At 38.4% G+C, this 26,554-nt stretch carries 26 protein-coding genes and 1 other annotated feature; of the genes, 8 read left to right on the forward strand and 18 right to left on the reverse strand.

Going from position 1 to position 26,554, the window contains the following annotated elements:
- Positions 1-187 precede the first annotated feature (187 nt).
- From MHB65_RS15575 to rpmG, 3 genes are all read right to left on the reverse strand, one after another.
- A complete protein-coding gene (locus MHB65_RS15575; protein ID WP_004231021.1) occupies positions 188-397 on the reverse strand; it encodes a YqgQ family protein in 210 nt (69 codons plus the stop codon).
- A complete protein-coding gene (locus MHB65_RS15580; RefSeq protein ID WP_342440968.1) occupies positions 390-983 on the reverse strand; it encodes a 5-formyltetrahydrofolate cyclo-ligase in 594 nt (197 codons plus the stop codon). The genes MHB65_RS15575 and MHB65_RS15580 overlap by 8 nt, the downstream gene beginning before the upstream one ends.
- A 113-nt stretch (positions 984-1,096) precedes the next feature.
- Positions 1,097-1,246, reverse strand: a complete 150-nt coding sequence (gene rpmG, locus MHB65_RS15585; protein ID WP_008408521.1) for a 50S ribosomal protein L33 — start codon at positions 1,244-1,246, stop codon at positions 1,097-1,099.
- A 150-nt stretch (positions 1,247-1,396) separates the two neighbouring features.
- Between rpmG and MHB65_RS15590 the strand changes: the two genes are divergently transcribed.
- Together MHB65_RS15590 and MHB65_RS15595 are read left to right on the forward strand one after the other, a co-directional pair.
- Positions 1,397-1,849 carry a hypothetical protein gene (locus tag MHB65_RS15590; protein WP_243456441.1) on the forward strand — a complete coding sequence of 151 codons (453 nt, stop codon included), beginning with the start codon at positions 1,397-1,399 and terminating at the stop codon, positions 1,847-1,849.
- A gap of 3 nt (positions 1,850-1,852) precedes the next feature.
- Positions 1,853-2,335 (forward strand): hypothetical protein, encoded by a 483-nt coding sequence (locus tag MHB65_RS15595; RefSeq protein ID WP_342443753.1) that lies wholly within the window; start codon positions 1,853-1,855, stop codon positions 2,333-2,335.
- Between the two features lie 44 nt (positions 2,336-2,379).
- Here MHB65_RS15595 and MHB65_RS15600 read toward each other — a convergent pair whose 3' ends face one another.
- From MHB65_RS15600 to MHB65_RS15640, 9 genes are all read right to left on the reverse strand, one after another.
- A complete protein-coding gene (locus MHB65_RS15600; protein WP_205444355.1) occupies positions 2,380-2,952 on the reverse strand; it encodes an aminodeoxychorismate/anthranilate synthase component II in 573 nt (190 codons plus the stop codon).
- The gene (gene trpE, locus MHB65_RS15605) at positions 2,949-4,334 is read right to left on the reverse strand and encodes an anthranilate synthase component I (protein WP_342440969.1); all 1,386 of its coding nucleotides are present in this window, start codon (positions 4,332-4,334) and stop codon (positions 2,949-2,951) included. Before trpE ends, MHB65_RS15600 begins: the two co-directional genes overlap by 4 nt.
- Before the next feature lie 135 nt (positions 4,335-4,469).
- Positions 4,470-4,681, reverse strand: a binding site (T-box leader).
- A gap of 39 nt (positions 4,682-4,720) precedes the next feature.
- Positions 4,721-5,791, reverse strand: coding sequence for a mechanosensitive ion channel domain-containing protein (locus tag MHB65_RS15610; protein WP_342440970.1), 1,071 nt, complete (start codon positions 5,789-5,791; stop codon positions 4,721-4,723).
- A 76-nt stretch (positions 5,792-5,867) separates the two neighbouring features.
- Positions 5,868-6,740, reverse strand: coding sequence for a hypothetical protein (locus MHB65_RS15615; protein ID WP_342440971.1), 873 nt, complete (start codon positions 6,738-6,740; stop codon positions 5,868-5,870).
- Between the two features lie 174 nt (positions 6,741-6,914).
- On the reverse strand, positions 6,915-7,574 hold the full coding sequence (phoU, locus tag MHB65_RS15620; protein WP_205444364.1) for a phosphate signaling complex protein PhoU: 660 nt from the start codon (positions 7,572-7,574) through the stop codon (positions 6,915-6,917).
- Between the two features lie 14 nt (positions 7,575-7,588).
- Positions 7,589-8,359: a phosphate ABC transporter ATP-binding protein PstB gene (gene pstB / locus MHB65_RS15625; RefSeq protein WP_342443754.1), complete on the reverse strand. Its 771-nt coding sequence runs from the start codon at positions 8,357-8,359 to the stop codon at positions 7,589-7,591.
- 75 nt (positions 8,360-8,434) lie between these two features.
- Complete coding sequence (gene pstA, locus MHB65_RS15630) at positions 8,435-9,313, reverse strand: phosphate ABC transporter permease PstA (protein ID WP_205444368.1); 879 nt, start codon at positions 9,311-9,313, stop codon at positions 8,435-8,437.
- A gap of 1 nt (position 9,314) precedes the next feature.
- Positions 9,315-10,262 carry a phosphate ABC transporter permease subunit PstC gene (pstC, locus tag MHB65_RS15635; protein WP_205444369.1) on the reverse strand — a complete coding sequence of 316 codons (948 nt, stop codon included), beginning with the start codon at positions 10,260-10,262 and terminating at the stop codon, positions 9,315-9,317.
- Positions 10,263-10,326: 64 nt separating this feature from the next.
- The gene (locus MHB65_RS15640; protein ID WP_205444371.1) at positions 10,327-11,301 is read right to left on the reverse strand and encodes a PstS family phosphate ABC transporter substrate-binding protein; all 975 of its coding nucleotides are present in this window, start codon (positions 11,299-11,301) and stop codon (positions 10,327-10,329) included.
- A gap of 244 nt (positions 11,302-11,545) precedes the next feature.
- On the opposite strand from MHB65_RS15640, the gene MHB65_RS15645 reads away from it, so the two are divergent.
- Positions 11,546-11,737, forward strand: coding sequence for a hypothetical protein (locus tag MHB65_RS15645; RefSeq protein WP_342440972.1), 192 nt, complete (start codon positions 11,546-11,548; stop codon positions 11,735-11,737).
- 280 nt (positions 11,738-12,017) lie between these two features.
- A complete protein-coding gene (locus tag MHB65_RS15650) occupies positions 12,018-13,355 on the forward strand; it encodes an IS4 family transposase (RefSeq protein ID WP_342440973.1) in 1,338 nt (445 codons plus the stop codon).
- A 592-nt stretch (positions 13,356-13,947) separates the two neighbouring features.
- Here MHB65_RS15650 and MHB65_RS15655 read toward each other — a convergent pair.
- From MHB65_RS15655 to MHB65_RS15675, 5 genes are all read right to left on the reverse strand, one after another.
- Complete coding sequence (locus MHB65_RS15655; RefSeq protein ID WP_342440974.1) at positions 13,948-15,678, reverse strand: methyl-accepting chemotaxis protein; 1,731 nt, start codon at positions 15,676-15,678, stop codon at positions 13,948-13,950.
- A 219-nt stretch (positions 15,679-15,897) separates the two neighbouring features.
- Positions 15,898-18,102 carry a penicillin-binding protein 2 gene (locus MHB65_RS15660; protein ID WP_205444376.1) on the reverse strand — a complete coding sequence of 735 codons (2,205 nt, stop codon included), beginning with the start codon at positions 18,100-18,102 and terminating at the stop codon, positions 15,898-15,900.
- 281 nt (positions 18,103-18,383) lie between these two features.
- Positions 18,384-18,989 carry a superoxide dismutase gene (locus MHB65_RS15665; protein ID WP_016995356.1) on the reverse strand — a complete coding sequence of 202 codons (606 nt, stop codon included), beginning with the start codon at positions 18,987-18,989 and terminating at the stop codon, positions 18,384-18,386.
- 175 nt (positions 18,990-19,164) lie between these two features.
- Positions 19,165-19,644 carry a DUF456 domain-containing protein gene (locus MHB65_RS15670; protein ID WP_205444378.1) on the reverse strand — a complete coding sequence of 160 codons (480 nt, stop codon included), beginning with the start codon at positions 19,642-19,644 and terminating at the stop codon, positions 19,165-19,167.
- Positions 19,645-19,710: 66 nt separating this feature from the next.
- Positions 19,711-21,342, reverse strand: a complete 1,632-nt coding sequence (locus MHB65_RS15675; protein WP_205444379.1) for a Na/Pi cotransporter family protein — start codon at positions 21,340-21,342, stop codon at positions 19,711-19,713.
- A gap of 194 nt (positions 21,343-21,536) precedes the next feature.
- Between MHB65_RS15675 and MHB65_RS15680 the strand changes: the two genes are divergently transcribed.
- The 4 genes from MHB65_RS15680 (at position 21,537) to MHB65_RS15695 (ending at position 24,249) form a co-directional block, all read left to right on the forward strand.
- The gene (locus MHB65_RS15680; protein ID WP_205444381.1) at positions 21,537-22,055 is read left to right on the forward strand and encodes a DUF1189 family protein; all 519 of its coding nucleotides are present in this window, start codon (positions 21,537-21,539) and stop codon (positions 22,053-22,055) included.
- A gap of 52 nt (positions 22,056-22,107) precedes the next feature.
- A complete protein-coding gene (locus MHB65_RS15685) occupies positions 22,108-22,452 on the forward strand; it encodes a hypothetical protein (protein ID WP_342440975.1) in 345 nt (114 codons plus the stop codon).
- 96 nt (positions 22,453-22,548) lie between these two features.
- Positions 22,549-23,664 carry a flavodoxin-dependent (E)-4-hydroxy-3-methylbut-2-enyl-diphosphate synthase gene (gene ispG / locus MHB65_RS15690; protein ID WP_155591574.1) on the forward strand — a complete coding sequence of 372 codons (1,116 nt, stop codon included), beginning with the start codon at positions 22,549-22,551 and terminating at the stop codon, positions 23,662-23,664.
- Positions 23,665-23,676: 12 nt separating this feature from the next.
- Complete coding sequence (locus MHB65_RS15695; protein WP_205444384.1) at positions 23,677-24,249, forward strand: hypothetical protein; 573 nt, start codon at positions 23,677-23,679, stop codon at positions 24,247-24,249.
- A gap of 59 nt (positions 24,250-24,308) precedes the next feature.
- On the opposite strand, the gene MHB65_RS15700 is transcribed toward MHB65_RS15695, so the two are convergent.
- A complete protein-coding gene (locus tag MHB65_RS15700; RefSeq protein ID WP_342440976.1) occupies positions 24,309-26,396 on the reverse strand; it encodes a methyl-accepting chemotaxis protein in 2,088 nt (695 codons plus the stop codon).
- Positions 26,397-26,554: the final 158 nt, after the last annotated feature.

Here is a 26,554-nt window from a genome sequence, read left to right on the forward strand (position 1 = left end):
AATCAACACATATCTTATGGAAAATTTTTTCTCCTCGCTCTTTCTATGCACTAGATATCTATATATACGTTTTGCAATGTAAAAAGTTTCGTAAAAACATAAAAACAGCGGAAACCCACTGTTTTTAAGAATATTACATACATGTTACATTAATTTTACAATACCCAATTACATTATATTTCAAACATTACTTTTTATGCTCTTCCATACGAAGTCTTGTTGTTTCTTGTCGAATTAGTAGCAAGGCCATTTGATAATCTTTTATGTCTAGTACATTTGCTTTATAGAGTTCACGTATTTCATCCTCCATTAACATCAAATCGCCAATTGGATCACGTGTATAAATATAAGTACCATATGTTTTCAAGAGTTCATAAATATCTAACATTTTATCCATTTTCGTTCGCTCCTCGTTGTGCAAGACAGTCAATACGTTTTGTGGGTGTCACAATGATATCTACTGGGCAATCATGTGCTTCGGTAGGAACGCAATCAATGATTTGTTCATCAAAGAGCAGCGACATCAGCTTCCCCTTATTATAGTTTAATACATAGCGGTCATAATAACCACCGCCATAGCCGATTCGATAGCCATATCGATCAAAAACAACGCCTGGTACTACAATGATATCCATCTCATTTGCGTCAACAAACTCACATCTTGCTGGAATGGGCTCACGCAAATGCATATATACAGTTTCAAGCTGAGCAAATGATTCAATGGCGTAAAATGACATTTCTCTTGTTTTTGGGTGGCATTTAGGAACTGCGACCTTTTTACCTAGTGCCCATAACTCCTCAATCAAAAGAATCGTGTCGACTTCTGGCTTATTTGAAATGGTCATGCCAATTGTATTTGCTTCTATTATATATGGTTCCTGTAGCACCTTTTTTAAAACAGCTAATGATTGACGCTGATAGTCTGCATCCGTCATAGTGGCAAGGGCTTGGCGTACCGTGTTTCGTAAAGTTGTTTTATCCATCTAGGCTACCTCCTCTATCGTAAAACTTCATATCCTCTTGGAGTCGTTACATCGAAATGATGTCATAAAATGTAGAAAGCCAAAACCACTTGTGGTTTTGGCTTAATGAGCGATTACTTAGTTTCACGGTGAAGAGTGTATTTCTTCTCGCGAGAGCAATATTTTTTAAGTTCAAGACGCTCTGGATTGTTACGCTTGTTCTTTTTAGAAATGTAGTTACGTTCGCCGCAATCTGTGCAAGCTAAAGTAATGTTTACGCGCATCATTAACCCTCCCACTCTATATCAAGAATTTAAATTTGAGCATGATTTATACGACTAACCTATTATAACATAAACTGAAAAAAAATCTACCTTCATTTCATATTAAGTTTGCATATGGTAAAATATCTTATAATTACATACTACATTGAGGTGAAACTATTGGATTTATCCATCGTATTAATGAGTATCGGGATTTTTCTGATCATCGTTTCGTTCTTTTTCAAAAATAGCTCGAAAAAAATCGAACAAGATGTCGAAGAATTATCTATCTCCATCTTCCAAGAAACAAATAATTTAAAACGTCGCCTAAAAATTGTTGAGGAAGAACTTTTATTAGAGCCTGAGTTCCAAGTGAAATCAAAATCAAGTATACACCCAAAAGGACAAAATCCTAAAGTACAACAAGTCATGCAGGCCGTTCAACAGGCTGCGCAGGCTTCAAAAGTTGGACAAACAACAGCACAAGCAAAACCCATTCATCAAATTATCGTTAGTCAGGTACTGGAATTAAATAAACAAGGTCTTTCGGTAGCAGATATCAGTATTCGCTCAAATTTAACAGAAGAGCAAGTTCGGCAAGTGATTGCAAACGGGGGGCGTTGATTGATGAATAAGTCTGCCATCCGTGCATTTGGCATGGCCATTTTTCTTATTGGGGCATTGCTCGCACTCGCAAGCCGCTTCGATGTAAATATTGGTCTTCCTACCAAGGAATTTTCCAATCATCAACAGGTAGAAGAACTGCAAAATAAATTAAATAAGGCCAATCAAGAAAATGCTTCGTTAAAGGAACAATTAAAGCAAGTAAATACGACTGAAAAAACTTTGACTACAGATTCATCTGAACAAGCTGTTGAACAAACAGATACGGAAGTGACATCGATGTCACTGCAAATCTATAGTGGCATCACACCATATAGTGTGGCACAAAAGCTTGAAGATGGTGGTATTATTACCAATAGTGTTGAAATGGAGTTACTACTCGCTAATCCTAAATATGCTAGAAGCTTACAAATCGGCTCCTATGAGGTCCATTCTGCCATGACTTTAGAAGAAATAGCTAATTTAATTACTGGCAAGAAACAATAACTTTAAAAGCTGTCGCCCATTCATATTAGGCGACAGCTTTTTTATTACGCTATACTTTCTAGGAAAGCTTTCATCATCATACTGCCTTCTTTTGTGCCGATTGATTCGGGATGAAACTGCAGCCCATAAAGAGGATATTCTTTATGTTGAATGGCCATAATCTCTCCATCATCACCCGATGTTGCGAGTATGTTAAAATCCTTGTGTAATGTTTGTTCTTCAATAATAAGCGAATGATAACGCATGACTTCAATGTCTCCATCTAATTGGGCAAATAATCCCGTTTTCTCGTATTGTAGCGGGGACAGCTTTCCATGCATAATGTTTTTGGCCTGCACAATTTTTGCCCCAAAAGCCTGCCCTATGGATTGGTGTCCAAGACAAATACCCAAAATAGGGAATTTTTGATAGAGTTCTTTGATGACCTCTATCGTTATACCTGCTTCATTTGGCGTTCCTGGTCCTGGTGATAAAATTATGGCTTCTGGCGACAATTTTTGAATTTCTTCTATAGTAATGGCATCGTTTCGCAAGACCTTGACGCTTTTCCCAAGCATACTGATTTGTTGAAACAGATTATAGGTAAAAGAATCGTAATTATCAATTAATAAAATCATTTTTTTACCTCCAATAGCGCACGGGCTTTATTCAGCGTTTCCTCATATTCTGACAATGGAATAGAATCGTAAACAATACCTGCTCCTGCCTGTACATGGGCCTTTTGATCCTTAATGAGCATTGTGCGAATCGCGAGGGCCAAGTCCATGTCACCTGTTGTCGAAATATAGCCTACTGCTCCTGCATAGACCCCTCGCTTTACTGGTTCTAATTCATTAATCAATTGCATGGCACGAATCTTAGGTGCTCCTGACACTGTACCAGCAGGTAAACAAGCACGAAGTACATCCAGTACATGGAGGTCATCTCGTAATTCGGCTATAACCTCAGACACCATATGCATCACATATTTATAGCGCTCAATACTCATGTATTTGGTTAGTTTGACAGAACCGACTTTGGCAATACGTCCAAGATCATTGCGACCTAAATCCACTAACATACGGTGCTCCGCTATTTCCTTGCTATCTTCTAATAGCGCATTTGCGATGGCTTCGTCCTGTTCTATTGTCGCGCCACGTGGCTTTGTACCTGCTATTGGATTGGTTGTCACCTTTCTATTTTTTACCTTTACAAGACTTTCAGGGGAGGTTCCTAAAATGACATAGGCTCCATAATCCATATAGAACATATAGGGTGACGGGTTAGATGTGCGCAATTGACGATAGAGCGAGAATGGCGAACCCGTAAACGGCGCAGAAAAACGTTGTGATAACACAATTTGGAAAATATCGCCTCTCAAAATATGCTGCTTAGCACGTTCCACCAAAGTAACAAATCGCTCCTTTGAAATCATTGGCTTAAACTGTAGCTCATCCACTTTTAATGCCTCAAAGGTTGAGCCTGCACAAAGCTGTTGCTCCATCGTCGCTACAGCTGCCTCCATCTCCTCTAATGAACGCCCCTCGTGAAACAGATCAATCGAAGCCAATGTAATTTCCTGCGTTACATGATCAAAAACAATAAATGTATCATAGAAAAAAACATGCACATCAGGCATAGCTAAATCATCCTGTAAATAGTCTCCGATTTTTTCTGTGTAGAACGCTGTTTCATAGCCAAAAAAACCTATGGCTCCTCCAAAGAAAGCGAAAGGATAGTTTTCTTCATGAAAGGGTATTACTTCTTTTAATTGATCGAGCACATTGCCACTGACCTTGTCATTTTCCATTCCTTTTGAAAAGACGAATTCTTCGTTGTTTCCTTTTAGTTCAGCCACTGGATTGATGGCGATAAAGGAGTATCGCCCACTCTCCTCATGTTTTGCTGAAGATTCGAACAACATTTTATGCTGCCCTCTAAGTGATTGATACACAGAGATTGGGGTCATCATATCCCCCTGTAATACTTTCATAGCATACTTTCTAAGCTCAACTGTCATACTCTTCTCTCCTTCTCTAAGCTCTGCTCTTCTACACCTCATATATCCTTGGCAGCATTGATCTGCAAAGGCTTTCTCTTCATTCAGCTAAATCATTTGCTGTATAAAGATAAATATAAAAAGGCCTTTCCATCACAAAAGGACGGAAAAGCCGTGGTGCCACCTTCATTGGTCTCCTAATTAAGAAGACCCTCTTTAAGCCTTATAACGTAGGCATCCGCTAATCCGTACTATTTTCAGGATTAGAGCTCCGAAGTCCATTCACCAAACATTTGTACTAGTTTCCACCAACCACTAGCTCTCTATAACAAATTGTACTAGCTACTATTCTTCATCAAAGCTGATTTCTTGGTAATATTGTAAAGCAATCTATCTTACAATTCAATTTATTTTTTATTTCGTAGACTTTCATCTTCATGAGGGCTAACCAACGTAATCGATAACTCCTCCACTATTTGACGAATGGCAAATAAAATATCCTGCCGCACTTCCAGCATAACAGCGGTATCATTTGTAGCAACAAAGAAACGGACAAGGACACGATAGGAATCGTGATGAAATTCATCTATAAATACATGAATCATGTCTTTCTCTGTTTTTGCATGTAAATAAATTTCTTTATGAATTGCTGTTAAAGCGCTGCGTATACCGTCCTCGTCATTATCGGAAGCGACATATAAAAATTGCTCACATTTCCGTTTTTCTCTTCTAGATAAATTATAAAGTGGACGATTAACTAAATAGGAGTTCGGCACATACACAAGTCCTTTGTCTCCTGTTTGAATTAAGGTACTTCTTAAATTGATATCCTCAATCGTTCCTTCAATTTTTTGATCCTCTGTCGCAATCCAATCCCCTATTTGGAATGGATTATCTAATGCTACGGACATGCCACCAAATACATGCGCTAATGTATCACGAATACCAAAGGCAATCGCCACGCCCGTTAAACCAATTCCTGTTAAGAAGCCATTGAGATTAAAATCCCAAAAGGAAGCAATCGTAAACATAGCAAAAATCATGATGAGTACTTTACCAATTCGTAGGAAAAACGGTAATAAGACATTCTGATCCTCTTCGCTCGTTAATTCGAATGGTTGTTTCGTATAAAAATTTAAAACATCATAAACCCCTTTAAAAGCAAAAAACACCATAATAGACAATACAAAATTCTTTGTTGATGGATGCGTAAATAAAGGAACCTTTATTAAATAAGATAAGCTTAGCACAATGACCGTCGTCATAAAGGCATAGCCAATTGCTTTACTAAACTGCGCCAGTACATTTGCTTGGAAGTTGCGCTGACGATCCTTTAAAAATATCACTGCACGATGAATAATTTTTTTGATGATGAAACGTTGAATAAGCCACCCAACTAAACAAATAATGACGGCAATTAAACCATCTATCCAAGTTGGGACTGTAAATTTAGGTAACAACCAATGTAATGAATCCATGTATTTCTCCTTTATAACTACCTATGTATCGCCAGCAAAAAGGAGCTGACCTTCAGTAATGGTTAGCCCCTTTTTGTTATTGTATGGCATCATCTGCAAAAAAAGCCTTACTAGCAAACCAAAATTGCTGTTTATTAAAATTATGTTCATGCATGGCAATCACTGAAAATTCAGCATGATATTTTTGCTTCATTTCCTCTAGCATGATTTTCGCTTGCTTGCCAACGAGATGTTGCCCATCAATAGGTGTTCCTTCTGTAAAAATAATCACATCTGCTTCTGTGCCTAGTTGATTTTCCTGTAGTAATGCTTTCACAAACTGTAAAACAGGAAAAATGGCAGCCTCTCCCTTTGCCTTATATTCGATAAAACTCTTAAAATCAGCTAAATTTAAATGACCATTTTCAAAGCGGTAGTGGACATGAATTTGACGATCATACGGAACAATATATAAATCACGGCCTTCCCGATGTGCATTCATAAATAATGCTAAAATCATACTTTTACAAATCTCAGAGTAAGCTGCCATCCCTGTCGTTTGTTCTAAACATATAATCATCGGACCAGAGTCTTGTTGATAGTCATGAAAGGGCACATAGTAAATATTTCCGCTTTTCGTTGTCTGCTGCTTGAGCTTTTGATGTCTTAGCTCTAACCATTTTCGTTCATAATACTGGCGTTGCTCTTTGCCGTTTGTTAAGCGTTCAGCTTTCTCAATAGCAGGGATATTTTCTCGGATTTCATGCATGATATCTGTCAATTCTAGTGCAAATGCTGCCATATTTCGTAATGGCTCACTCTTGAAAAAATAATCGATAAAATAATGTTGTTCTCCTTCACTTAACTCCTCTATATGTAGGTTTTCGTAGAGAAAACGTAAATAGTCAAGTTGTTCGATTGTCATCTGCTGGTCAAATTGCTTGATGAGGGATTCAATTGCATCTTTCACTTAGCAGCACCTCCTAAGCACCACATTTTTTGGATAATGTCTATAGTATAACCAAAAAATTTTTTTGACAATACAAAAACGCTCGCTATAAAGACGCTACAGAAAAAACAATGTTGCTACTTCAGGGATTTTTTTTGCAAAAGAAAAGAAGAGCTAAAAAGCAGCTCTTCTCTCTTAATTATTTAATTCATAATGTTTGCCTTTTACTAAGTAAAATAGATGTTCTGCAATATTTGTTGCATGATCAGCAGAACGTTCTAAATAGCGGCAAATAAATGTGAGGTGTGTAATCTGCGAAATATGGGATGGGTTTTCTACCCCTGCACGAAGTAAAAGTGTAATCGTTGCCCCGTATAAATCGTCCACATAATCATCTAATTCAGCGATTTCTTTAGCGCGTACCGTATCTTCCTCGGTAAAGGCCTTCATGATGCTCTCTAGCATTTCTACTGTTTTATTACACATAGTTTGTAGATTCGTTATCGGGAATATCATTGGTTCTTTGCCAATTCGAATCGCTTCTTTAGCAATATTGACCGCATAGTCGCCTACTCTTTCCATATCCGATGCTGCTTTTACAAGAACCATGAGGCGGCGTAAATCTGTTGCTACTGGTTGTTGCTTGGCAATCATTAGTATTACATGGTCATTAATTTCTTCTTCAAGGCGATTAATAATTAAATCGTCTTCCAAAATTTTTAATGCCTTTTCTAAATCCTGCTCTACTAATGCTTCAAAAGCTGTTTTTAATGCAAAGATACTGCTGTTGGCAATTGCAAGAAATTGTCCCTGTACCTCTTTTAACTCTTGTTCAAAACGTTCACGTACGATCATCCAATTGCTCCTCCTTAGCCGAAACGTCCCGAAATATAGTCTTCTGTCCGTTGATCTGCTGGTGTTTGGAAAATAACATCCGTTTTATCGTATTCGACAACCTCTCCACTTAGGAAGAATGCTGTACGATCAGAAATACGTGCTGCTTGCTGCATATTATGTGTCACGATAACAATGGAATAATCTTTTTTCAATTCTTGTACAAGCTCTTCCACCTTCAATGTAGAGATAGGGTCTAAAGCAGATGTCGGCTCATCCATTAGAATGACATCAGGTTCAATCGCTAAGCAACGCGCAATACAAATACGTTGTTGCTGACCACCTGATAATCCGTAGGCATTTTGATTTAAACGATCTTTTACCTCATCCCAGATGGCTGCCCCTCTTAGTGATTTCTCCACAATTTCATCTAGAATTTTTTTATTTTTAATGCCATGGATTCTTGGTCCATAGGCAATGTTATCATAAATAGATTTTGGGAACGGGTTTGGCTTTTGGAACACCATTCCTACACGTGTTCTTAATTCCTCTACCGTATAGTTTTTATCTAAAATATTACGCTCACGATATAAAATTTCCCCTGATGTACGAACGATTGGTACAAGTTCAACCATTCTATTTAATGTTTTTAGATACGTAGATTTACCACAGCCAGATGGCCCAATAATAGCCGTTACTTCATTTTCATAGATGCTTAAATTAACATCTTTTAAGCCATGGTGATCACCATACCATAAGTTTAAATTTCGTGTATCGTAGACAATGTTTTTCACCACATCTGTCATAGACTTAGTTGTTGCTTGATTCAATTTGACAATTGTTTTTTCCTCTTTTAAATCTAGTACCATAAGGTCACCTCATTAATAACGTTTTTGGAATTTATTTCGAATATAGATGGCAATAGAATTCATCAACAACAGCACCGTCATCAGCACTAAAATACCTGCTGCTGCTACATACTGAAAGGCTTCTTGTGGTCGTTTTGCCCAGTCATAGATTTGCATCGGCAATGCTGTAAATTGACTCAATAAACCATTCGGTAAAAACTGCAGGATAACTGGAATCCCGATAACAACTAGTGGAGCTGTTTCTCCTATGGCACGAGACAAGGCTAAAATACTTCCTGTTAAAATACCTGGGATGGCGGCTGGTAATACAACACGCAAAATCGTTTGCCATTTCGTTGCTCCCATACCATATGAAGCCTCACGTTGTTCATTTGGCACTGCACGAATGGCCTCTTGAGCCGCTACAATGATAACAGGTAAAATTAACAAACTCATTGTAAAGCCAGCAGCTAAAATACTTTTTCCTAAACCCATCATACGTACGAAAATAGTTAATCCAAGTAATCCAAAAACAATGGAAGGAACACCTGCTAGATTGGATATATTCATGCGAATAAAATCATTGATTCTATTTTTCTTGGCATACTCCTCTAAATAAATCGCAGTACCCACACCTAAAATAATCGATACTGGCGCTACAACTGCCATTAACCAAAGCGAACCGATCAAGGCAGCTTTGATACCTGCCTTATCCGCAAATCGTGATGCAAAATTCATCAAGAAATCGATGTTTAAGTAATCGATACCCTGTGTCACAATGCGGTACAGTAAAACAGCTAAAGTTACAAGTGCAAACGTAGTAGCTAAGAAAAATAGGGTTTTCCAAACTTTATTTGCTGTAATACGCTTTGTCATTCGTTTCATGACGACCGTGTCATCCATATAGCGCATGCTAGTAAACCTCCCTGAAGCGTTTCGAAATATAGTGAGCAAGTAAATTCATTACTAGTGTAAAGATAAAGAGTGTGAATCCTACTGAATAAATAGAGTAATAAATGGTTGTGCCATAACCCGCATCACCCGTTGAAACCTGTACAATGTATGCAGTCATTGTTTGAATAGAATCTGTCACATTGAGATCAAATTTCGGTGTCGATCCACCTGCAAGCGATACAATCATTGTTTCACCTATTGCCCGGGAAATAGCTAACACAACGGAAGCCACAATCCCAGAAAGTGCAGCGGGTAGTACTACTTTGATTGCTACCTCAAATTTCGTCGCACCTAGAGCTAGAGCTCCTTCACGCATACTATTTGGTACTGATGACATGGCATCTTCTGAAAGAGATGTAATCATTGGTAAAATCATAATTCCTACAACAATACCAGGACTTAATGCATTAAATAGTTTGAGTCCAGGTACAATTTCTTGTAGGATTGGTGTGACAAATGTTAAAGCGAAGAAGCCATAAACAATTGTTGGCACACCTGCTAATACCTCTAAAATAGGTTTCACTGTACGTCTTGTTTTCTCACTTGCATATTCACTTAAATAGATAGCTGAAGCAATTCCAAATGGTACAGCTACTACAACTGCAATAAGTGTCACTTTTAATGTACCAGCGATTAATGGCAAAATCCCAAATAATGGTTCATTACCTGAAAACGGTAACCATTTTGTACCGAAAAGGAAATCCGTAATCGACACACGTTTAAAGAATTCAAACGTTTCAAAAATAAGGGTGAAAACAATGCCAAATGTTGTTAAAATCGAAATAATTGCTGCAGAAAATAATAGAGCTGGCATGGCTTTTTCCACTATTTTCTTTGTTTTTTGATTGCGCGAATTTGCAATTAATTGCTGCACAGATGATGTCTTATCTTCCTTTTGAGAAACCATTGGGAGCTCCTTTCAAATAAGTGAGGGAAAGAGCATACATCTCTTTCCCTCTATGCATGTCTTCTTATTTTAAGCCTTCTAAAGTTTTTAAGCCTTCAGTATATTTTTCTTCAGGTAAACGAACATAGCCAACTGCTTCAGCCATATCGCCTGCGTTTTCAAGTGTAAATTTAATGAAGTCGTAGGCTGCTTCATTGTCCTTCATAGCACTATTTTTTACGTATGTGAATAGTGGGCGTGAAAGTGGTGTATATTCGCCACCTTCTATTGTTTCATTAGTTGGCTCTACTCCATTTACTTTTACAATGTTTAATTTATCTTTATTTTCAAGGTAGTAAGCATAACCGAAGAAACCGATAGCGTTTTTATCACCAGCCACACCTTGCACTAGCATATTATCATCCTCTGATAATGTTGCTGAGCTTACTAGATCCGCCCCATCTAAAATGACTTCATCGAAGTAATCATATGTGCCTGAATCCGTACCTGGTGAATAGTAAATGATTTTTTCATCTGGCCAAGATGGATCAATATCAGACCATTTTTTCTCTTTTCCATCTTCAACCCAAATTTTTTGTAATTGTTCTACAGTTAAATCCTTCGCCCAATCATTTTCCGGATTCACCACTACTGATAAACCGTCATATGCTAAAGCTAGCTCTGTAAAATCAATGCCCGCTTCTTCTAATTTCGTTTTCTCTTCATCTTTTATATTACGAGATGCATTTGAAAAGTCTGTTTCACCTGCGATGAATTTTTCAAAACCACCACCAGTACCAGAAACCCCCACTGATACTTTGACATCTGGTTGTGTACCTGCATACTCTTCAACAACTGCCTCAATGATTGGTGCTACTGTTGATGAGCCATCTCCAGCTACAGACCCTTGTAGCTTTTCATCAGCAGCTTCTTGTCCTGAGCTTGCTGGTGCGTTCGTTTCTGCATTGTTTCCATTTTGTGCAGAATCGCTACCACATGCACCTAGCATTAATGCAGAACCCATTACTGCTGTCATCGTTAAGTACTTCCACTTTTTCATCTCATTTGCCTCCGTCATGAACTGTTTTATAGTTATTTGTCTTACAATCTTTACTATAATGACTGATTGTTGAAGTCGTATAAACGGTTCGTAAAAGAGATGTAAAGGAATGTAATGCTTTGTAAACGATTGTAAAGATGCATTTACAATCGAAGAAACTTGCTTCCCATTGGAAAGGTGCTATAATAAGCAATTGTGTCAGGAAATATAATATTTTAATGATAAGGAGAGTTTGACCTTTGTCATGAAACATGCAAAAGTACAAAATGCCGATTATTTTAAAACATATTTATCATTAGTAATGGAACATCGGGACTTCACACTTCAAGAGGCGATTGATTTTATGGTAGCTTCTTATTTCTATCACAATATAGAACTTTATGGAGCAAAGCCAAGAGAGCAATTTGAATTAGCCATTCAGCACTTATCTGCGTAAAGGTACTAAATATCATAAAGGGGCGTTTTGCTATGCAAACGCCCTTTTCATGTTGTTGAAAAACATACATAGACTTTTTGTGAAAGGTGAAAAATGGATTTCTGTGGCCGAGCGTCAAACGGCTTTCTCCGCTAACACTCTGTGCAGGGGCTCGCCTGACTCACTTCCCTCAGGAGTCAAGTAGCCATAGCCGTGTCCTTAGTGATTTCCTTTATTCGTGGGTTCATATTTCTCTTATCAAGGTATAGATAAGTACACTTGATAAAGGAGGTCCAGCAAAATGAAACCAGAAAATATTCAATTACTTGCGCCACTTTTTCAGATACTTGGGAAAAATGAAGTAAAAGAGGTGGGTAGATTATCGGGTTTTATTCAACGCGAGCGTTCGTTTAGTGCGGCACAATTTTTACACTTTCTGTTTTTGAAAAAGAGTGAGATTATCAGTGATTCGCTTGAAACGCTTTGTACGGACTTGGCGGAGCAGGATATATTTATGACGAAATCGGCTCTTAATAAACGCTTTGATGAACGGGCTGTTACTTTTTTGGAAACCATTTTTGGACGATTATTCAAAACGCAGCTTCAACTCGCCTTCCCCAAGCTAACGGGATACACATTTACTCGAATACGTATTTTAGATAGCACAACGATCAAATTGCCAGATGCCTATCAGGGAAATTTTCAGGGTGTCCATTGTTCGTCTGTTAAAGTGCAAGTGGAGTTTGATTATTTAACCCAACAGCTACTTTATTTTGATTTAATGAACGGACGTGATGCCGATAATCCAGCAGGAATGACGCGATTACCTTTGATTCAGGAGAGAGAACTGGTTCTACAGGATTTAGGCTATTTTCAATTCGATTTTTTTAAAAAGGTGCACGCAAAAGGTGCTTTCTATATCACAAAAACGAAAAAAGATACGCAATTGTTTGTCGAAGTAAGTCATCCACCTCGTCATCCAAATGGGAAATTGATTGAAAGTCGCCGTTACAAACAAATTCATTTAGAAGAAATCGCATTAGAAATGGTACGTGGCGAATACAAAGAGTGGTCCCAATTATTTGTAGGACGACACGAAAAAATGCCTGCACGTTGTATTCTCTATCGCCTCTCAGAGGAACAGGAAAAAGAGCTACACAAGCGGGAAAAAAGAAGACGTCAAAAGAAACAAGGGCAAGTCCATAAAAATGAAGTAGAACAAATACCTGGAGTGGTCATCTATTTAACAAATGTACCAGAGGATATGCCAGCAAGTGAAATTCATGAACTTTACCGATTACGCTGGCAAATCGAGCTCTTATTTAAAACATGGAAATCAGATTTAGAAGTCGATAAGATGAAGAAGGTGAAGATTGAACGATGGTTATGTCATTTCTATCTTCAAAGTATTGTGCTTTTATTGACTGAAATGATCATGGGAATGATGAGAAATGATCTGTGGGTGACAAGAAAACGGAGGATTAGTGAAAGAAAGACGGTCCGGTTGATTGCGAAACAAATAAATCGACTTTTAAAAAGTATGTGGCATTCGAAAAAACAGCTATATGTCTATTTCGATACGCTCACCCGAAACGTTTCGTCATTTTGCCTAAAGTGTAAAAAACGCAAAACTTCTTAAAAGTCGATGTAAACCCAATATTTGGATGGATAATTTGTATAGTTTATTTAGTGAGGCCATTTTTCCCTCACTCCTTGTGTAATACCCATTTTAAACAGAAGATAAACACACGAAAATCTGGCATAGGATGTCTGATGTTTTCTTAAGGACACGGCTATGGTCAAGTAGCCTTCCACACCAACCCATAAAAATATTATCTTTTTAGCAAAGGTTTCTACTACTCATTTTATGGAGGGAGTTGTTACTCATCACTTCTCCAAATTGAAAATAAGAGCCTATCCTCTCACTAATCATACAAATAATGGGCTATTTTGATCGCTACCTCTAGTATGAAAGATAAGGAAGAGACACTTTTGCAGAATGGTTGATTGGAGTGGAGCCAGCGTCACTCCTAGGGGATTTAGCGTCACAGAGGAGACCCTGGAGCGAACGTTAGTGAGTGAAGCGGCTCATCGGACGCCCCCTGGAAAGGACGCTGGCGGAACGGAAATCAACCTCTCGCCTTGCCAAAAGGTCTTTTTCTGTTAGAGACATGAGCTTTTTTCAACAACATGAAAGGGACGTTTTGCTATGCAAACGTCCCTTTCACTACTTAGTTTAGTTTAAATTTTGCGACTGACTGATTGAGTTCATCAGCAATTTTGACAAGTTCCTCTGAATTGTGCACAATGTCAACGATCGCTATAGTGGATTTTTGAATAAGTGCCGATGTATTTTCCACCCCTGCCTGTGCCTCTTCTGTCACAGCAGCTACATTTTCAAGCGAATTATTCATATTACTACCACGTTCTGAAATAATTTGTACATCATGTGCAATACCATGAATTTGTTGCTGCATTTGTTCAACAGCTTCATAAATATGAGTGAAAGTTTTACCTGTTTCTCTTAATGTGTTTGTCCCTTTGTCTGCTTGCTGATATCCTTGTTCTAACAATTTCGTCACTTCACCGGATTCTCTTTGCACACCTGTAACTATAGCAGTAATATCGCCAATGGAGCTCTTTACCTCTTCCGCCAGCTTTCGTACCTCATCGGCTACAATTGCAAAACCTTTACCTTGTTCTCCCGCACGTGCTGCTTCAATGGCTGCATTTAACGCTAATAAGTTCGTTTGATCTGCAATTCCTTCAATCACCTGCACTAAGCTCGAAATATCCCTTGTTTGATGGTCCAGCCTCTTTACTTGCTCCACCGAGTCCTCCACATTTTTATAAAGAATGGTTATTTGCTTTTCTGCCTCTATGATATGTTTATAGCCTTGGTCTGTTAATGCAAGAACATCTACAGACTCTGTATGTAGCACTGTGCCTTTTTGATTAGCATCGTCTATTTGGATAGTAAAATCCTTCATCATTTCCGAAATATCAACGGTTGCTATTGCTTGCTCCTCAGAACCTAATGCTAACTCCGTCATTGTTTTTTCTACAATATCATTCCCCTGTTTTATTTCCTCCATATGGCTTAATTGATTGCTAGACATGGAAGCAAGGTTGGAGGAATGTTGGTGAATGCCTTGAATAACCTGCCTTAAGTGGTTGGTCATTTTTTGAAAAGCTATTGTTAAAGTACCAATTTCATCTGATCTTGTTGTTTCAATAGTTGTTGATAAATCGCCTTCTCCAATTTTTTTCACCTGATCTGCCAGTTTTTTTATAGGGGCTACTAGATAGGAGCTCAAACTATAAACCGCAATCATACTCACTAGCAAGGCCACACCAATAAAGAGTATTAAATTTCTTTTTTGTGTCGCCATTTCTGCATAAATCGCTGTAGCATCTAAATCCGCACCAATAATTCCAATTACTTCGCCAGAGCTTGCTTTTATGGGGATATAGGCTGAAATCAGTGCGCCATATGACGCTTCATTTGTCATTTCAATTTGCGCGCTGCCTGTTTCAAACGTTTTTTCAATTCGTGGCAAAATTTCTGGGCTGTCCTCTTTTTCACCTAAAAGAGACTCATTGTCATCACCTACTGGTAAGCCATCTACCATATAAAAATAATCATATCCATTCGCTGTTTGATTACGTCCCATCGTATATAAATAGACAAGGCCTGTTGACTCACGATAATCATTTAGCGTCTCTCGTAAATCATAATAGTATGTTAAATCTTGATCTGCTGCTAACGTAATTTCTTTCTCGTATTGATCTATATCGATTTTACTTAATGATTGCATGGCTATCGTTCCCGCTACGTTGCTTAAAGATTCTTCAATTAACTGTACTGAAGAACGATAGGTCGACCATGCAATCAATATAGAAATAATGAACACTACTAGAGAAAAATAGAGCGTCATCTTTTTCTGTATACTCCCCCGCATCTCAACCACCCCTGTTGTTTTTATAGTGAATAGAAATAAGCCAGCTCATATTCAATGACTTATCATTGCCATCATAAGCTACACATTCCATATTTACTTAAGGATTAGCGTAACATCATTTAAAATTCATGACTAGTCTTGAAAAGAGTAAAAATAAAAACGAATTTGGAAAATAAATTTTCCAAATCCGTTTTTATATTAGAGCATCTCAAATGCCCTTTATTCCTGCTCATCCTCACCAATTTTTTCTTCTGTAATCGCTGGTAAAATTGGCTGTTTTACATTGCTATCTGTCACTTTTTCAGCTTGATATTTTGCTTTTAATTCAAAATACTTATCTAATGAACGTCTAGCAATGACATTATTTTGATAGTAGTGTGGAGCTAAATTTGTATTAACCCATGGAATAACAACTGCATAGGCAATTTCAGGATTTTCATATGGTGCAAAACCAACATGTGTTAAGTTAATCGTGTTTGTACCGTAGTGCTCACGTAATGGACCATAATAAACTACCTCTGCTGTCCCTGTTTTCCCTGCAGCTGAATAGGGAGCATCCGCAAATTGAGCTCGTGCTGTACCTTGATTACCCGTGTATACACGACGTAATCCTTGTTTTACATAATCGATCTCTTCTCTAGGATTATCAATTTGATTCAAAATAGTTGGTCCTATTTCTGTCACTAATTGGCCTAATTGTTTGCCATCTTGAGATGGATCACGAACCTGTTTCACAACATGTGGCTGAATACGATAGCCACCATTGGCAACTGTTGAAATATATTGCGCAAGTTGAAGTGGTGTATACGTATCATACTGACCAATAGCCAAGTCAAGTGTTTTACCACCCATTGTTGGACCTGATGGACCACGCACCCCACTAAATTCATTTGGTAAATCAATGCCTGTTTTCACACCTAATCCAAATTGCGCATAATTATTACGCATTTTTGAGAACGTATCGTCCTTTAAGCGTAATGGCATACCATAACTATAAGGTGTTCCATTAAGCAGCAACGCAATCTTAAACATATAGGAGTTGGAAGAACGTTCTAATGCCAACAGGTCATTCATTGGTACATAGCCATAACGGTTAAAAATAGACGCTTTAGGATCAGTGCTAGCTAATTTAATAGGCTCATCCCCCATAGAAGTGCCCATGGATATAACGCCTTGATTGTAACCAGTAAGAACGGTCGCTGCTTTAACCGATGAACCTGCTTCATAAGCCGTTGTAAATGATCCATATGCATAGTCAACGACCATATTTTTTCCTGTTTCAGGATCTTTCTCTATTTTTTTACCAACCATCGATAAAATGTCGCCTGTATTTGGATCCATCATGATTAGGAAGGCACGGTCTAATAAATAGGAGCCTGGAAGTGCCTTTAAATTAAGCAATTCTTCTTCCACAATCTTATCCGTTTCCGCCTGTAACTCACTATCCAATGAAAGGATTAAATCTTTACCTGGCTCCCCTTCATAGGTTGTCACGGTGTCGACTACCTGGCCTTTTTTATTGGTAATGTTTTTAACAACGGTTTTTTGACCTTGTAGTAATTCTTCATATTGTGCTTCAATATAACTTTCTCCCACACGGTCATTACGTGAGTAGTCACGTGCTAAATAATAATTAAGCTTTTCTTTCGGTATCCCTTTTGTTGGGACCGTTGTTCGGCCAAGAATAGATAAAGACGATAATTTGACGCGTTTCCAATCTGTTGTTGTATTCACGCCTGGTAATTCTGTTAAACGCTCAGATACACGGGCAAATTCATCCGCTGATACATTTTCACTTTTAATAATTTGAGGAGATAAATTATAGCCAGATACCATCTCACGATAAATCGCTAATACTTCTAAATCTGCCTCTGTTAATTGTAAAAGTTCATCATTCGTTATACGTTCGCGTACCAATTTATCAATTTCTGCATTGATTTGACTTGTTGTAATATTTTCTTGTGCTCGAATTTTATCCTCTTCTGCCTTCGTGATTTTTTCATAGGCAGCATCATGATTTTGTAGGATCCAGAAATCCTGTTTATCACGCAACGTGACACGCTTCGTTGGCTGTTCAATTAATTGCGCCAGCTTTTTCGCGATATCAAGCATCTCCTCTGTTGTGGTCGTTTGCATTTTCGTATACGTAATGGCATTTTCCGGGTGATTATCCACTAAAATACGTCCGTATCGATCATACATACGTCCCCTCGGCACACTTGTATTGACAGGTACCTCTTCTTTCCGCTCTAAATCACGTACATAATCTTCCCCTTTGACGATTTGCATATAGCCAAGTCTAAAAATTAACATTGAAAATACGATAAATATTGCAAAGAAAAGGATATTCATACGAAATGTTAAATTAGAATGATGTTTTGCTTTAACACTCGCCGCGCGATTTTTCCCTGGTGCTTTGCGCATATGCATTCCCCTCCTCATCTTCTGATCATTTCAATACACGATACCTAGTATACCATTCGAAGGTATGACAGAAAAGCACGCACTTATGAATTCTTATGTAAAACATCATTTATTTGACGGTACTTTATGTAGAAAGGTTGCCCTATTTCACGCTCTCTATTTATTTAGGTTCCTCTATCCGTATATTTCTAGATTCTCTCCCTTATTTTTGCTGTTTTATCCAATAAAAAAAGGCTATGCCTCCGTGATTGCTCACTTTAGGCACAGCCGATTATTCATTCTTATTTTGCAGCTTGGAATTTAGCTTCCACTACATCCCAGTTTACTACGTTCCAGAAAGCACCGATGTAATCTGGACGACGGTTTTGGTAGTTTAGGTAGTATGCATGTTCCCATACATCTAAGCCTAAAACTGGTGTTTTACCTTCCATTACTGGAGAGTCTTGGTTTGGAGTAGACGTAACAGCAACTGAGTCACCATCAACGATTAACCAAGCCCAACCTGAACCGAAGCGAGTTGTAGCAGCTTTTGCAAATTCTTCTTTGAAAGCATCGAAAGAACCGAATTTAGCATCGATTGCTTTTGCAACTTCGCCAACTGGTGTATTTGAACCGCCTGGAGCGATTACTTCCCAGAATAATGTATGGTTAGCATGTCCGCCACCGTTGTTGCGTACAGCAGTTTGTTTGTCAGCTGGAAGAGCATCAAGGTTTGCGATTAAGTCGTTAATGTCTTTTTCTGCAAATTCAGTACCTTCTACTGCTGCGTTTAAGTTTGTTACATAAGTATTGTGGTGTTTAGAATGGTGAATTTCCATTGTTTTTGCATCGATATGTGGTTCTAATGCGTCATAAGCGTAAGTTAATTGTGGTAATTCGTAAGCCATTGTTAAGTTCCTCCCTAAAATAAGAAATAATTAGTACATCCTTAGATTATCAAAATTGGTCAAACCATTCAACGAAAAATACTTCAATTTGAAGATTTCAGCCTTTTGACTGAAATACCGATACGTTTACTATCTTACCCTTTCATCCAACACACTAAACCTTAAAAGGGAGGCATTAAATGGCGATAAAAAATACAATAATCATCACAATTTGAATAACGGCCTTTGCAACAGTAGATGTCAAAAAGCCAATTAAAGAACCCACACCACTTTTTACCGCCTCACTAAATGTACGTTTCTCAACGATTAGTTCAGCAATCACAGCCCCTAGAAATGGTCCGATTAAAATCCCCGCCACTGGGATAACAAATGGACCAATCAATAAACCGATGGTGCTGCCCCACATTCCCGCATTGGAACCACCAAACTTTTTAATGCCAAACGCATTTGCCACAGTATCTGCCCCAAATAACAACACGACAAATAGTATTTCAATGACCCAAAACCACCAGCTTAGCTCTGCGAATGAGAAAAATAAGCCATAGAGCAAAAATCCACCGACTAAAAACAGTACACCGGGAATTATCGGATATACTAAACCAATAAATGAAATCATAAAGCAGGCAATCACTAAAATCCAGCCAACAACTTCCATAACGTTTCTCTCCTTTAACGTGCATTGCCTTTCATACGGACTAACAAAGTGAAAAGTTTCATTTCATTAATGACGAATGCCTAAAATAGAATCTGCAATGTTGACTGCATGGTCTCCTATACGCTCTAGATTGCTAACGATATCCATATAAACAATTCCTGCCGCTCCACTACATTCATTCGTATTTAATCGTGCAATATGCTTTTGACGCAGTTTATCTTCCATATCATCTATCAAGCTTTCTAGCTCTGTTACTTCTTGAGCTAAACTTAAGCTTGCCGTATCCAATGCTTCTATACTTTTACGTACCGCCTCTATGGCTAAACTAAACATACCAATTAAATCTTGTCGTGCTGATTTACTTAAGCTTACCTCATGATGATCCTTGTATTGTAAAAGCTCTAATATATTTTCAAAGTGATCTCCAATTCGCTCAAAGTCTCTTACATTTGTTAGTAAGCTATGATGTCTCACTGAGTCTGCACGAGAAAGAGGCTGCTTAGACACCATTACTAAATAATCAGTAATTTCATTGTCTAGATGATTAAGGCCGACTTCTAGCTGTAGCACCGTTGGGATATGTTCCGCCTCTCCTGATTTCATATATAAAAAGGTTTCTTCCAACCCACGCAATGCATGTTCACCCATTCGCAATACCTCTTCTTTAGCTTGACCAAGCGCAATGGCAGGAGAGGCATCGATGAATGAAGGATCTAAATGCTTTGTTGTTACATTAATATTTCCATCATGTCCTGGTAGTAACTTCGTAACCAATGCTGCGAGTCCAGCAATAAATGGTAGTTGGATCATCATATTAAACACATTGAATGAGCCATGAGCAATGGCAATTTGCATGCGAGGCTCTAAATGAAATACCCCACTGATCCACTGTACATATTGCATAAACGGTGTAAACAATAACATGAAAATGATCGTCCCAATGACATTAAATAGCACATGAGCCGCTGCTGCGCGCTTAGCGTAAATAGAAGCACCAAGAGAAGCTAAAACAGCTGTAATCGTCGTGCCAATATTTTCACCGAATAAAATCGGTAAAGCACTATTTAAACCAATTAACTGTTCAGCATATAAACCTTGCAGCACCCCAACCGTTGCGGTAGAGCTTTGCACAAGTAAGGTGAAAATGGTTCCTAAAAATATGCCTAATATCGGTTGATTACTTAGGTGAAGCGTTAACGATGCAAAATCTGCAAGCTGATGTAACGCCTGCATACTAGCACTCATCAACTCTAGTCCTAAAAACAAACCGCCAAAGCCAAACAGAATTTGACCAATATGTTGATATGTTGCTTTCTTTAAGAAAAATAAACAGCCTGCACCAATTGCCAATAACGGGTAAAAATAGAGTCCAATATTAATACCAATAATAAATGCCGTTATGGTAGTACCGATATTTGCCCCCATGATGACACCAATTGCTTGACGCAATGTTAAAAAACCAGCACTCACTAACCCTACAGTTATGACTGTTGTGGCAGAACTTGATTGTATGCAAATCGTTACAAATATCCCTACCAGGACACCCATAATCGGGTTTGTGGTAAAGCGATTTAACCATTCACGCAACCGATCATCCGCTGATTTTTGAAGCCCGTCTCCCATGAATTTAATGGAAAATAAAAAGACCCCTAACCCACCTAAAAACTGAAAGAGTATGCTTTGCCAATCTATTGTCAATTGTTTTCGCTCCAATTCCTACATCTCTACTACTCTAGTTCTAATCATTAAATGATTCCAAACAAAAAGTAAAGAATTCCTTTAACTTCTTTACATAATGTTAACATTTTAACATCAAGACCCTCCTCATTTATACTTCTTTCATATCTTGTCTTCTTTGAACATGTTAAAATATCGATTGGAGGAGATATAGCATGAAACACTCACAGCTTTTTATTGATAGTCTCATACATCCTAAAAAACTAGCAGCCTATCGTTTATTACCTATTGGAAAGGTTATTCAATATACTTTTCTACTTATTACCATTGTGTCCGTATTCTCTTTAGGTCGCTTTGCAGCAGGTATGTCTGTCGATACATTTGATATGGATAGTTTAACTGGTTTAACAGATTACATAGAGGGCATTAAATGGCTTTTATACCCATTCACCTTCCTAATGCTTTTCGTCGTAACAACAATGCTTATTTTTGCACAAATTGCCCTTTATGCTTTAGCAGGGTTATTTATCTTGAAAGCGATGAAGCGTCGAGGTGAATATCGCCACATCTGGAGAACAACTACTTTTGCTATCACTTGGGCAACATTATTATCGATGCTAGCAGACTATTTGCCCGTTAACAGTACTGTTATCACTGTACTCTCTTTATTTTTAACCATTTCTCTATTAATTGTTGCCTTTACAAAATATCCAAAACAACCAAATATAAAATAATGTGCATGAATCCCCTCTCTTCTCAATATAGTGTAGAAAAGGAGGGGATTTTTTGCGCGCATTCATCTTAACAACTATCATCATCGTAATTGCCTTTGTCGTCAAAGTAGATTTAACAGAAGGGTCCATCCCGCTTGCGGCTTTATCCACAAAGAACTCAGAAAATGGACTTTGTGAAAAACAGCGTGAGCCAAATTATATTACCGTACAAACGATTGAAGGAGATACCGTCCATAGTTTATTTGCCCTACACCCTGCAAAAGTTCCCATGACCTTTCCAGAACGCTTACAACTTTTTTACAACTTAAACCCACACTTACAATTACAAGCACTAGTTCCAGGTGAAAATATCAAGCTCCCTCTCTCGTTTGAGCTTGAAAACAATTGCGGAAAATGAAAAGTTAGCGTTTCTTCCTTGTCCTTATTTTCTTACACTGCTAAAATAAATGACAGTGACGGCTGAAAATAGTGGCCCGAAAAGGAGAGAAAGTTAATGAGTGAAATTTGTCACCGTTCAAATACGCGTCCTGTGCGTGTCGGTAACTTAACAATTGGTGGTAGTAATGAATTATTCATTCAAAGTATGTGTACAACCAAAACACATGATGTAGAAGCAACAGTTGCAGAAATTCTGCGTCTTGAGGAAGCGGGCTGTCAAATTGTTCGTGTTGCTGTACCAGATGAACGTGCAGCGGATGCGATTGCCGAAATCAAAAAACGTATTCATATTCCATTAGTAGCTGATATTCATTTTGATTATAGATTAGCATTAAAAGCCATTGAAAATGGTATCGATAAAGTACGTATTAATCCAGGTAATATTGGTCGTAAAGAAAAAGTGGAAGCTGTTGTCAATGCAGCCAAAGCGAAAGGTATACCCATTCGTATTGGTGTAAATGCCGGTTCATTAGAGCGTCATATTTTAGAAAAATACGGCTATCCTACAGCTGATGGTATGGTTGAATCTGCACTGCACCATATTAAAATTTTGGAAGACTTGGACTTCCACGATATTATCGTGTCAATGAAGGCATCTGATGTTAATCTTGCTATTGAAGCCTATGAAAAAGCGGCTAAAGCCTTTAATTATCCGCTCCATTTAGGAATTACAGAGTCAGGGACATTATTTGCGGGTACTGTTAAATCAGCAGCAGGTCTTGGAGCCATCCTCTCAAAAGGCATTGGGAACACATTACGTATCTCCCTTTCTGCTGACCCTGTAGAAGAGATCAAAGTAGCACGAGAACTATTAAAATCATTTGGCCTCGCTTCTAATATGGCCACACTGATTTCTTGTCCAACATGTGGACGCATTGAAATTGATTTAATTTCTATCGCAAATGAAGTAGAGGAATATATTTCAAAATTAAGTGTACCTTTAAAAGTAGCTGTTCTAGGCTGTGCAGTAAACGGTCCTGGGGAAGCACGAGAAGCAGATATCGGTATCGCCGGTGCTCGTGGTGAAGGCTTACTATTTATGAAGGGGAAAACAGTTCGTAAAGTGCCAGAAGAAACAATGGTGGAAGAACTGAAGAAAGAAATTGATAAATTAGCAGCAGAAATGGAAGAAAAACGTGCAGCGGAAGAAGCACAAAAAGCGAATGCCTAAGGAGGTGCTAGCATGAAAAAGCCCCGCTTTGGTATTGATATTGATGGGACTGTGACATGTCCAAGTACACTCATTCCACATATTAATAAACAATACAATGTAAATATTACGCTGGACGATGTTTGTGAATATGATTTTTTATCTGCCTTTCCACACCCTATTGACCGAAGTGCCTTTAATACTTGGTTTAAGGAAAATGAGCCTTATATGTACGAAGTCTCTGAGGTAGCAAAAGATGCAAGAAATATTTTAACCGCTTGGAAAAATAATTTTGAGCTGTATTATATTTCTGCACGAGGTGAAAATGTAGCAGACATCACGGTCAATTGGTTTCATACGCAAGCTATACCGTACGATCATATCGAGCTTCTCGGCAGCCATGATAAACTAGCTGCTGCTAAAAAACATCATGTAGAAGCTTTCTTTGAGGATAAGCACGATAATGCGGTGATGCTGGCAGAGGAATTAAAAATACCTGTTGTGTTATTTGATACACCATATAATCGTCTTGCTGTTCCTAATAATGTTGTAAGGGTCTATAACTGGCAGGAAGCGAATCAATTTATTACACAATTTTTTAAATAAGTAGAAGAGCTGTTGGCAAGGTTGGATGAAAACTTCACCTTGTCAACAGCTCTTTCGATTTAATATTGAAATTTAGCTAGCGCTCCCTGTAAAGAGTCCGTCATAGCTGCCAATTGCTGGGCCTTACGATTGATGTCATGGACCGCTAAATTTTGCTGTTCCATCGTTGCCAATAGCTCCTCTGTTCCTGCTGAGGATTGCTGGCTGACAGCCGTCATATTTTCCACTGCACGCACAACTTCCTGCGTCTCCCTTTGAATGACACTAGAGGCAGCTGTCACATTATCAATTTGCGCTACTGTATCGACTATATGGCGTAAAATCGCATCAAGTGCCTGTTTATTGGCATCAATATACTGTGTGTTGGTTTGCACAGCTAAGACAACACTTTGCATAGCATCACTGGCCTTAGCCGCTTCCCTGACAACCATATCAATAATTAAGGCAATTTGGCTTGTTGATTTGGCTGATTCTTCTGCAAGCTTTCGTACTTCCTCTGCTACTATAGAGAAGCCCTTGCCATGCTCACCTGCACGAGCCGCTTCTATCGCCGCATTCAGTGCTAATAAATCCGTTTGACCTGCGATAGCATTAATGACTTGTAAAATACGATTAATTTCTGTTGATTGGTCACTGAGCTGTTGGACAACCGTAGCTGTCAGTGACACTTTTTCAGACATTGCCTCCATCCCTTGAATGGACTGCTCTGCATGAACCAACCCTTGTTTAGATGACGCTGTTGTTAGCTGAGAATCCTGTAGCATTTCCTCAATTGCCATTTGAATCGCTTGCAGTTTCTGCTCAACCTCCTGTGTGACCCCCAATGTGGTAGATGCTTGTTCGGCTTGTAAGGTAGCACCTGTCGCCAGCTCACTTGTTGTCGTCAACACCTGTTCGATACTGATGCTCATATCATTGGTAGAAGAACGTAATTCACCGCTGTATACATTCACCTGATTGGAAATATGTGTAGCCGCTTGTAACAGCTCGCGCATATTGTCTGTCATATGATTCATGGCATGTGCAAGCTCACCAATTTCATCCTTCGAACGAATCTGTAACGGCTCCACGGCTAAATTTCCTGCAGCAATGGTTTTGACCTGTTCCACTGTCTGAACCACTGGTTTTACGATCCGTTGAGCTATCCAAGTAATGGCTACAACTAACACAATAATACCAATAATAGCCAGTAGTATTGACAGCCACATCGCTTCACTTGCGGCTGCCATTACCTCATCGGAAGGAATAATTACCTGCAATGCCCACGGTGTCGCTGTTTGACCAATTTGAATAGGTGAAATCGCAATAAAGGAAGGTTTTTGTAAATAAGATGAATAATCCTCTACGATATAGGATTTGCCCTGTTCAACGGCAGTCAAAATTTCATCTGAATTTTTATATTTTGCCGTTTCAGCTACTGGCCTATTGACATAATCAGGAGAGGGATGAGAAACAAACATCCCTTTATGTGACACAATGGCACTATACCCTGTATCATATAGGACAATTTCATTATTAATTGCAACCAATGTTTCTAAGCTTATATCAACCCCAACAATACCAACGACCTTGCCATCTATTTGAATAGGAATGGCCGTAGAAGTCATCAATACCTCTTGACCATCAATTGGGTAAGAAAGCGGCTCTAAAATAACCTCTTGCTTCAGCGTTTTAGGTAATACATAATAATCACTTGTTTCATAGTCTTCAAGCGGAGCGACCGTCACATCATTGTTGCTACGTGCCCAATAGGGAAGGAAGCGACCCGATGCATCATGCCCTTCCATATTGGCAAAGTGAGCATCTTGTCCATCAAAGGCATTTGGCTCCCAAATCGTCCAAACCCCCAGAAAGGTGTTATTTTGTTCAAGTAATTGTTTGAACATGTCGTTTGCTAAATCACGATCTCCCTTATGATTGGCTACCATCGTTTGGAGATTAGAGGCTAATGTCCTCGCTGTATCCATCGCATAATCAAGTTCCATCTGCATTTTATATGCACTTTCAGACGCACGCGATTGAGCAAGCTGTCGTGCATCGTCCACTGCTAATGAATTAGTTTTTACAATATTGACACTTAAAATAATGATGAACACAATCATCATCGTAGATAATGTTGTCAGTAAGATTTTATGTAGTAATTTCATATGTACCAGCTCCTGCCTATAGCAACTAAATAAATAATAGCATTTATGCACCAATAAATAACTAAAAATTCAGAAAAATAATCCTCATAGAAATCAACTTACAATTTAGCCGCATGTCATCCCGTTGTACAAAAGATGACACGCAGCTACTGTTGTCC

It is taken from the genome of Lysinibacillus sp. FSL K6-0075 (assembly GCF_038592945.1).
In the GTDB taxonomy this organism is placed as follows: Bacteria; Bacillota; Bacilli; order Bacillales_A; family Planococcaceae; genus Lysinibacillus; species Lysinibacillus fusiformis_F.

Coding starts and splice junctions, on each gene's coding strand:
- MHB65_RS15575 (WP_004231021.1), bottom strand. CDS start 397: ATGGATAAAATGTTAGATATTTATGAACTCTTGAAAACATATGGTACT.
- MHB65_RS15580 (WP_342440968.1), bottom strand. CDS start 983: ATGGATAAAACAACTTTACGAAACACGGTACGCCAAGCCCTTGCCACT.
- rpmG (WP_008408521.1), bottom strand. CDS start 1,246: ATGCGCGTAAACATTACTTTAGCTTGCACAGATTGCGGCGAACGTAAC.
- MHB65_RS15595 (WP_342443753.1), top strand. CDS start 1,853: ATGAATAAGTCTGCCATCCGTGCATTTGGCATGGCCATTTTTCTTATT.
- MHB65_RS15600 (WP_205444355.1), bottom strand. CDS start 2,952: ATGATTTTATTAATTGATAATTACGATTCTTTTACCTATAATCTGTTT.
- trpE (WP_342440969.1), bottom strand. CDS start 4,334: ATGACAGTTGAGCTTAGAAAGTATGCTATGAAAGTATTACAGGGGGAT.
- MHB65_RS15610 (WP_342440970.1), bottom strand. CDS start 5,791: ATGGATTCATTACATTGGTTGTTACCTAAATTTACAGTCCCAACTTGG.
- phoU (WP_205444364.1), bottom strand. CDS start 7,574: ATGATCGTACGTGAACGTTTTGAACAAGAGTTAAAAGAGGTACAGGGA.
- pstB (WP_342443754.1), bottom strand. CDS start 8,359: ATGACAGATGTGGTGAAAAACATTGTCTACGATACACGAAATTTAAAC.
- pstA (WP_205444368.1), bottom strand. CDS start 9,313: ATGCGCTATATGGATGACACGGTCGTCATGAAACGAATGACAAAGCGT.
- pstC (WP_205444369.1), bottom strand. CDS start 10,262: ATGGTTTCTCAAAAGGAAGATAAGACATCATCTGTGCAGCAATTAATT.
- MHB65_RS15640 (WP_205444371.1), bottom strand. CDS start 11,301: ATGAAAAAGTGGAAGTACTTAACGATGACAGCAGTAATGGGTTCTGCA.
- MHB65_RS15645 (WP_342440972.1), top strand. CDS start 11,546: ATGAAACATGCAAAAGTACAAAATGCCGATTATTTTAAAACATATTTA.
- MHB65_RS15650 (WP_342440973.1), top strand. CDS start 12,018: ATGAAACCAGAAAATATTCAATTACTTGCGCCACTTTTTCAGATACTT.
- MHB65_RS15655 (WP_342440974.1), bottom strand. CDS start 15,678: ATGCGGGGGAGTATACAGAAAAAGATGACGCTCTATTTTTCTCTAGTA.
- MHB65_RS15660 (WP_205444376.1), bottom strand. CDS start 18,102: ATGCGCAAAGCACCAGGGAAAAATCGCGCGGCGAGTGTTAAAGCAAAA.
- MHB65_RS15665 (WP_016995356.1), bottom strand. CDS start 18,989: ATGGCTTACGAATTACCACAATTAACTTACGCTTATGACGCATTAGAA.
- MHB65_RS15670 (WP_205444378.1), bottom strand. CDS start 19,644: ATGGAAGTTGTTGGCTGGATTTTAGTGATTGCCTGCTTTATGATTTCA.
- MHB65_RS15680 (WP_205444381.1), top strand. CDS start 21,537: ATGAAACACTCACAGCTTTTTATTGATAGTCTCATACATCCTAAAAAA.
- ispG (WP_155591574.1), top strand. CDS start 22,549: ATGAGTGAAATTTGTCACCGTTCAAATACGCGTCCTGTGCGTGTCGGT.
- MHB65_RS15695 (WP_205444384.1), top strand. CDS start 23,677: ATGAAAAAGCCCCGCTTTGGTATTGATATTGATGGGACTGTGACATGT.
- MHB65_RS15700 (WP_342440976.1), bottom strand. CDS start 26,396: ATGAAATTACTACATAAAATCTTACTGACAACATTATCTACGATGATG.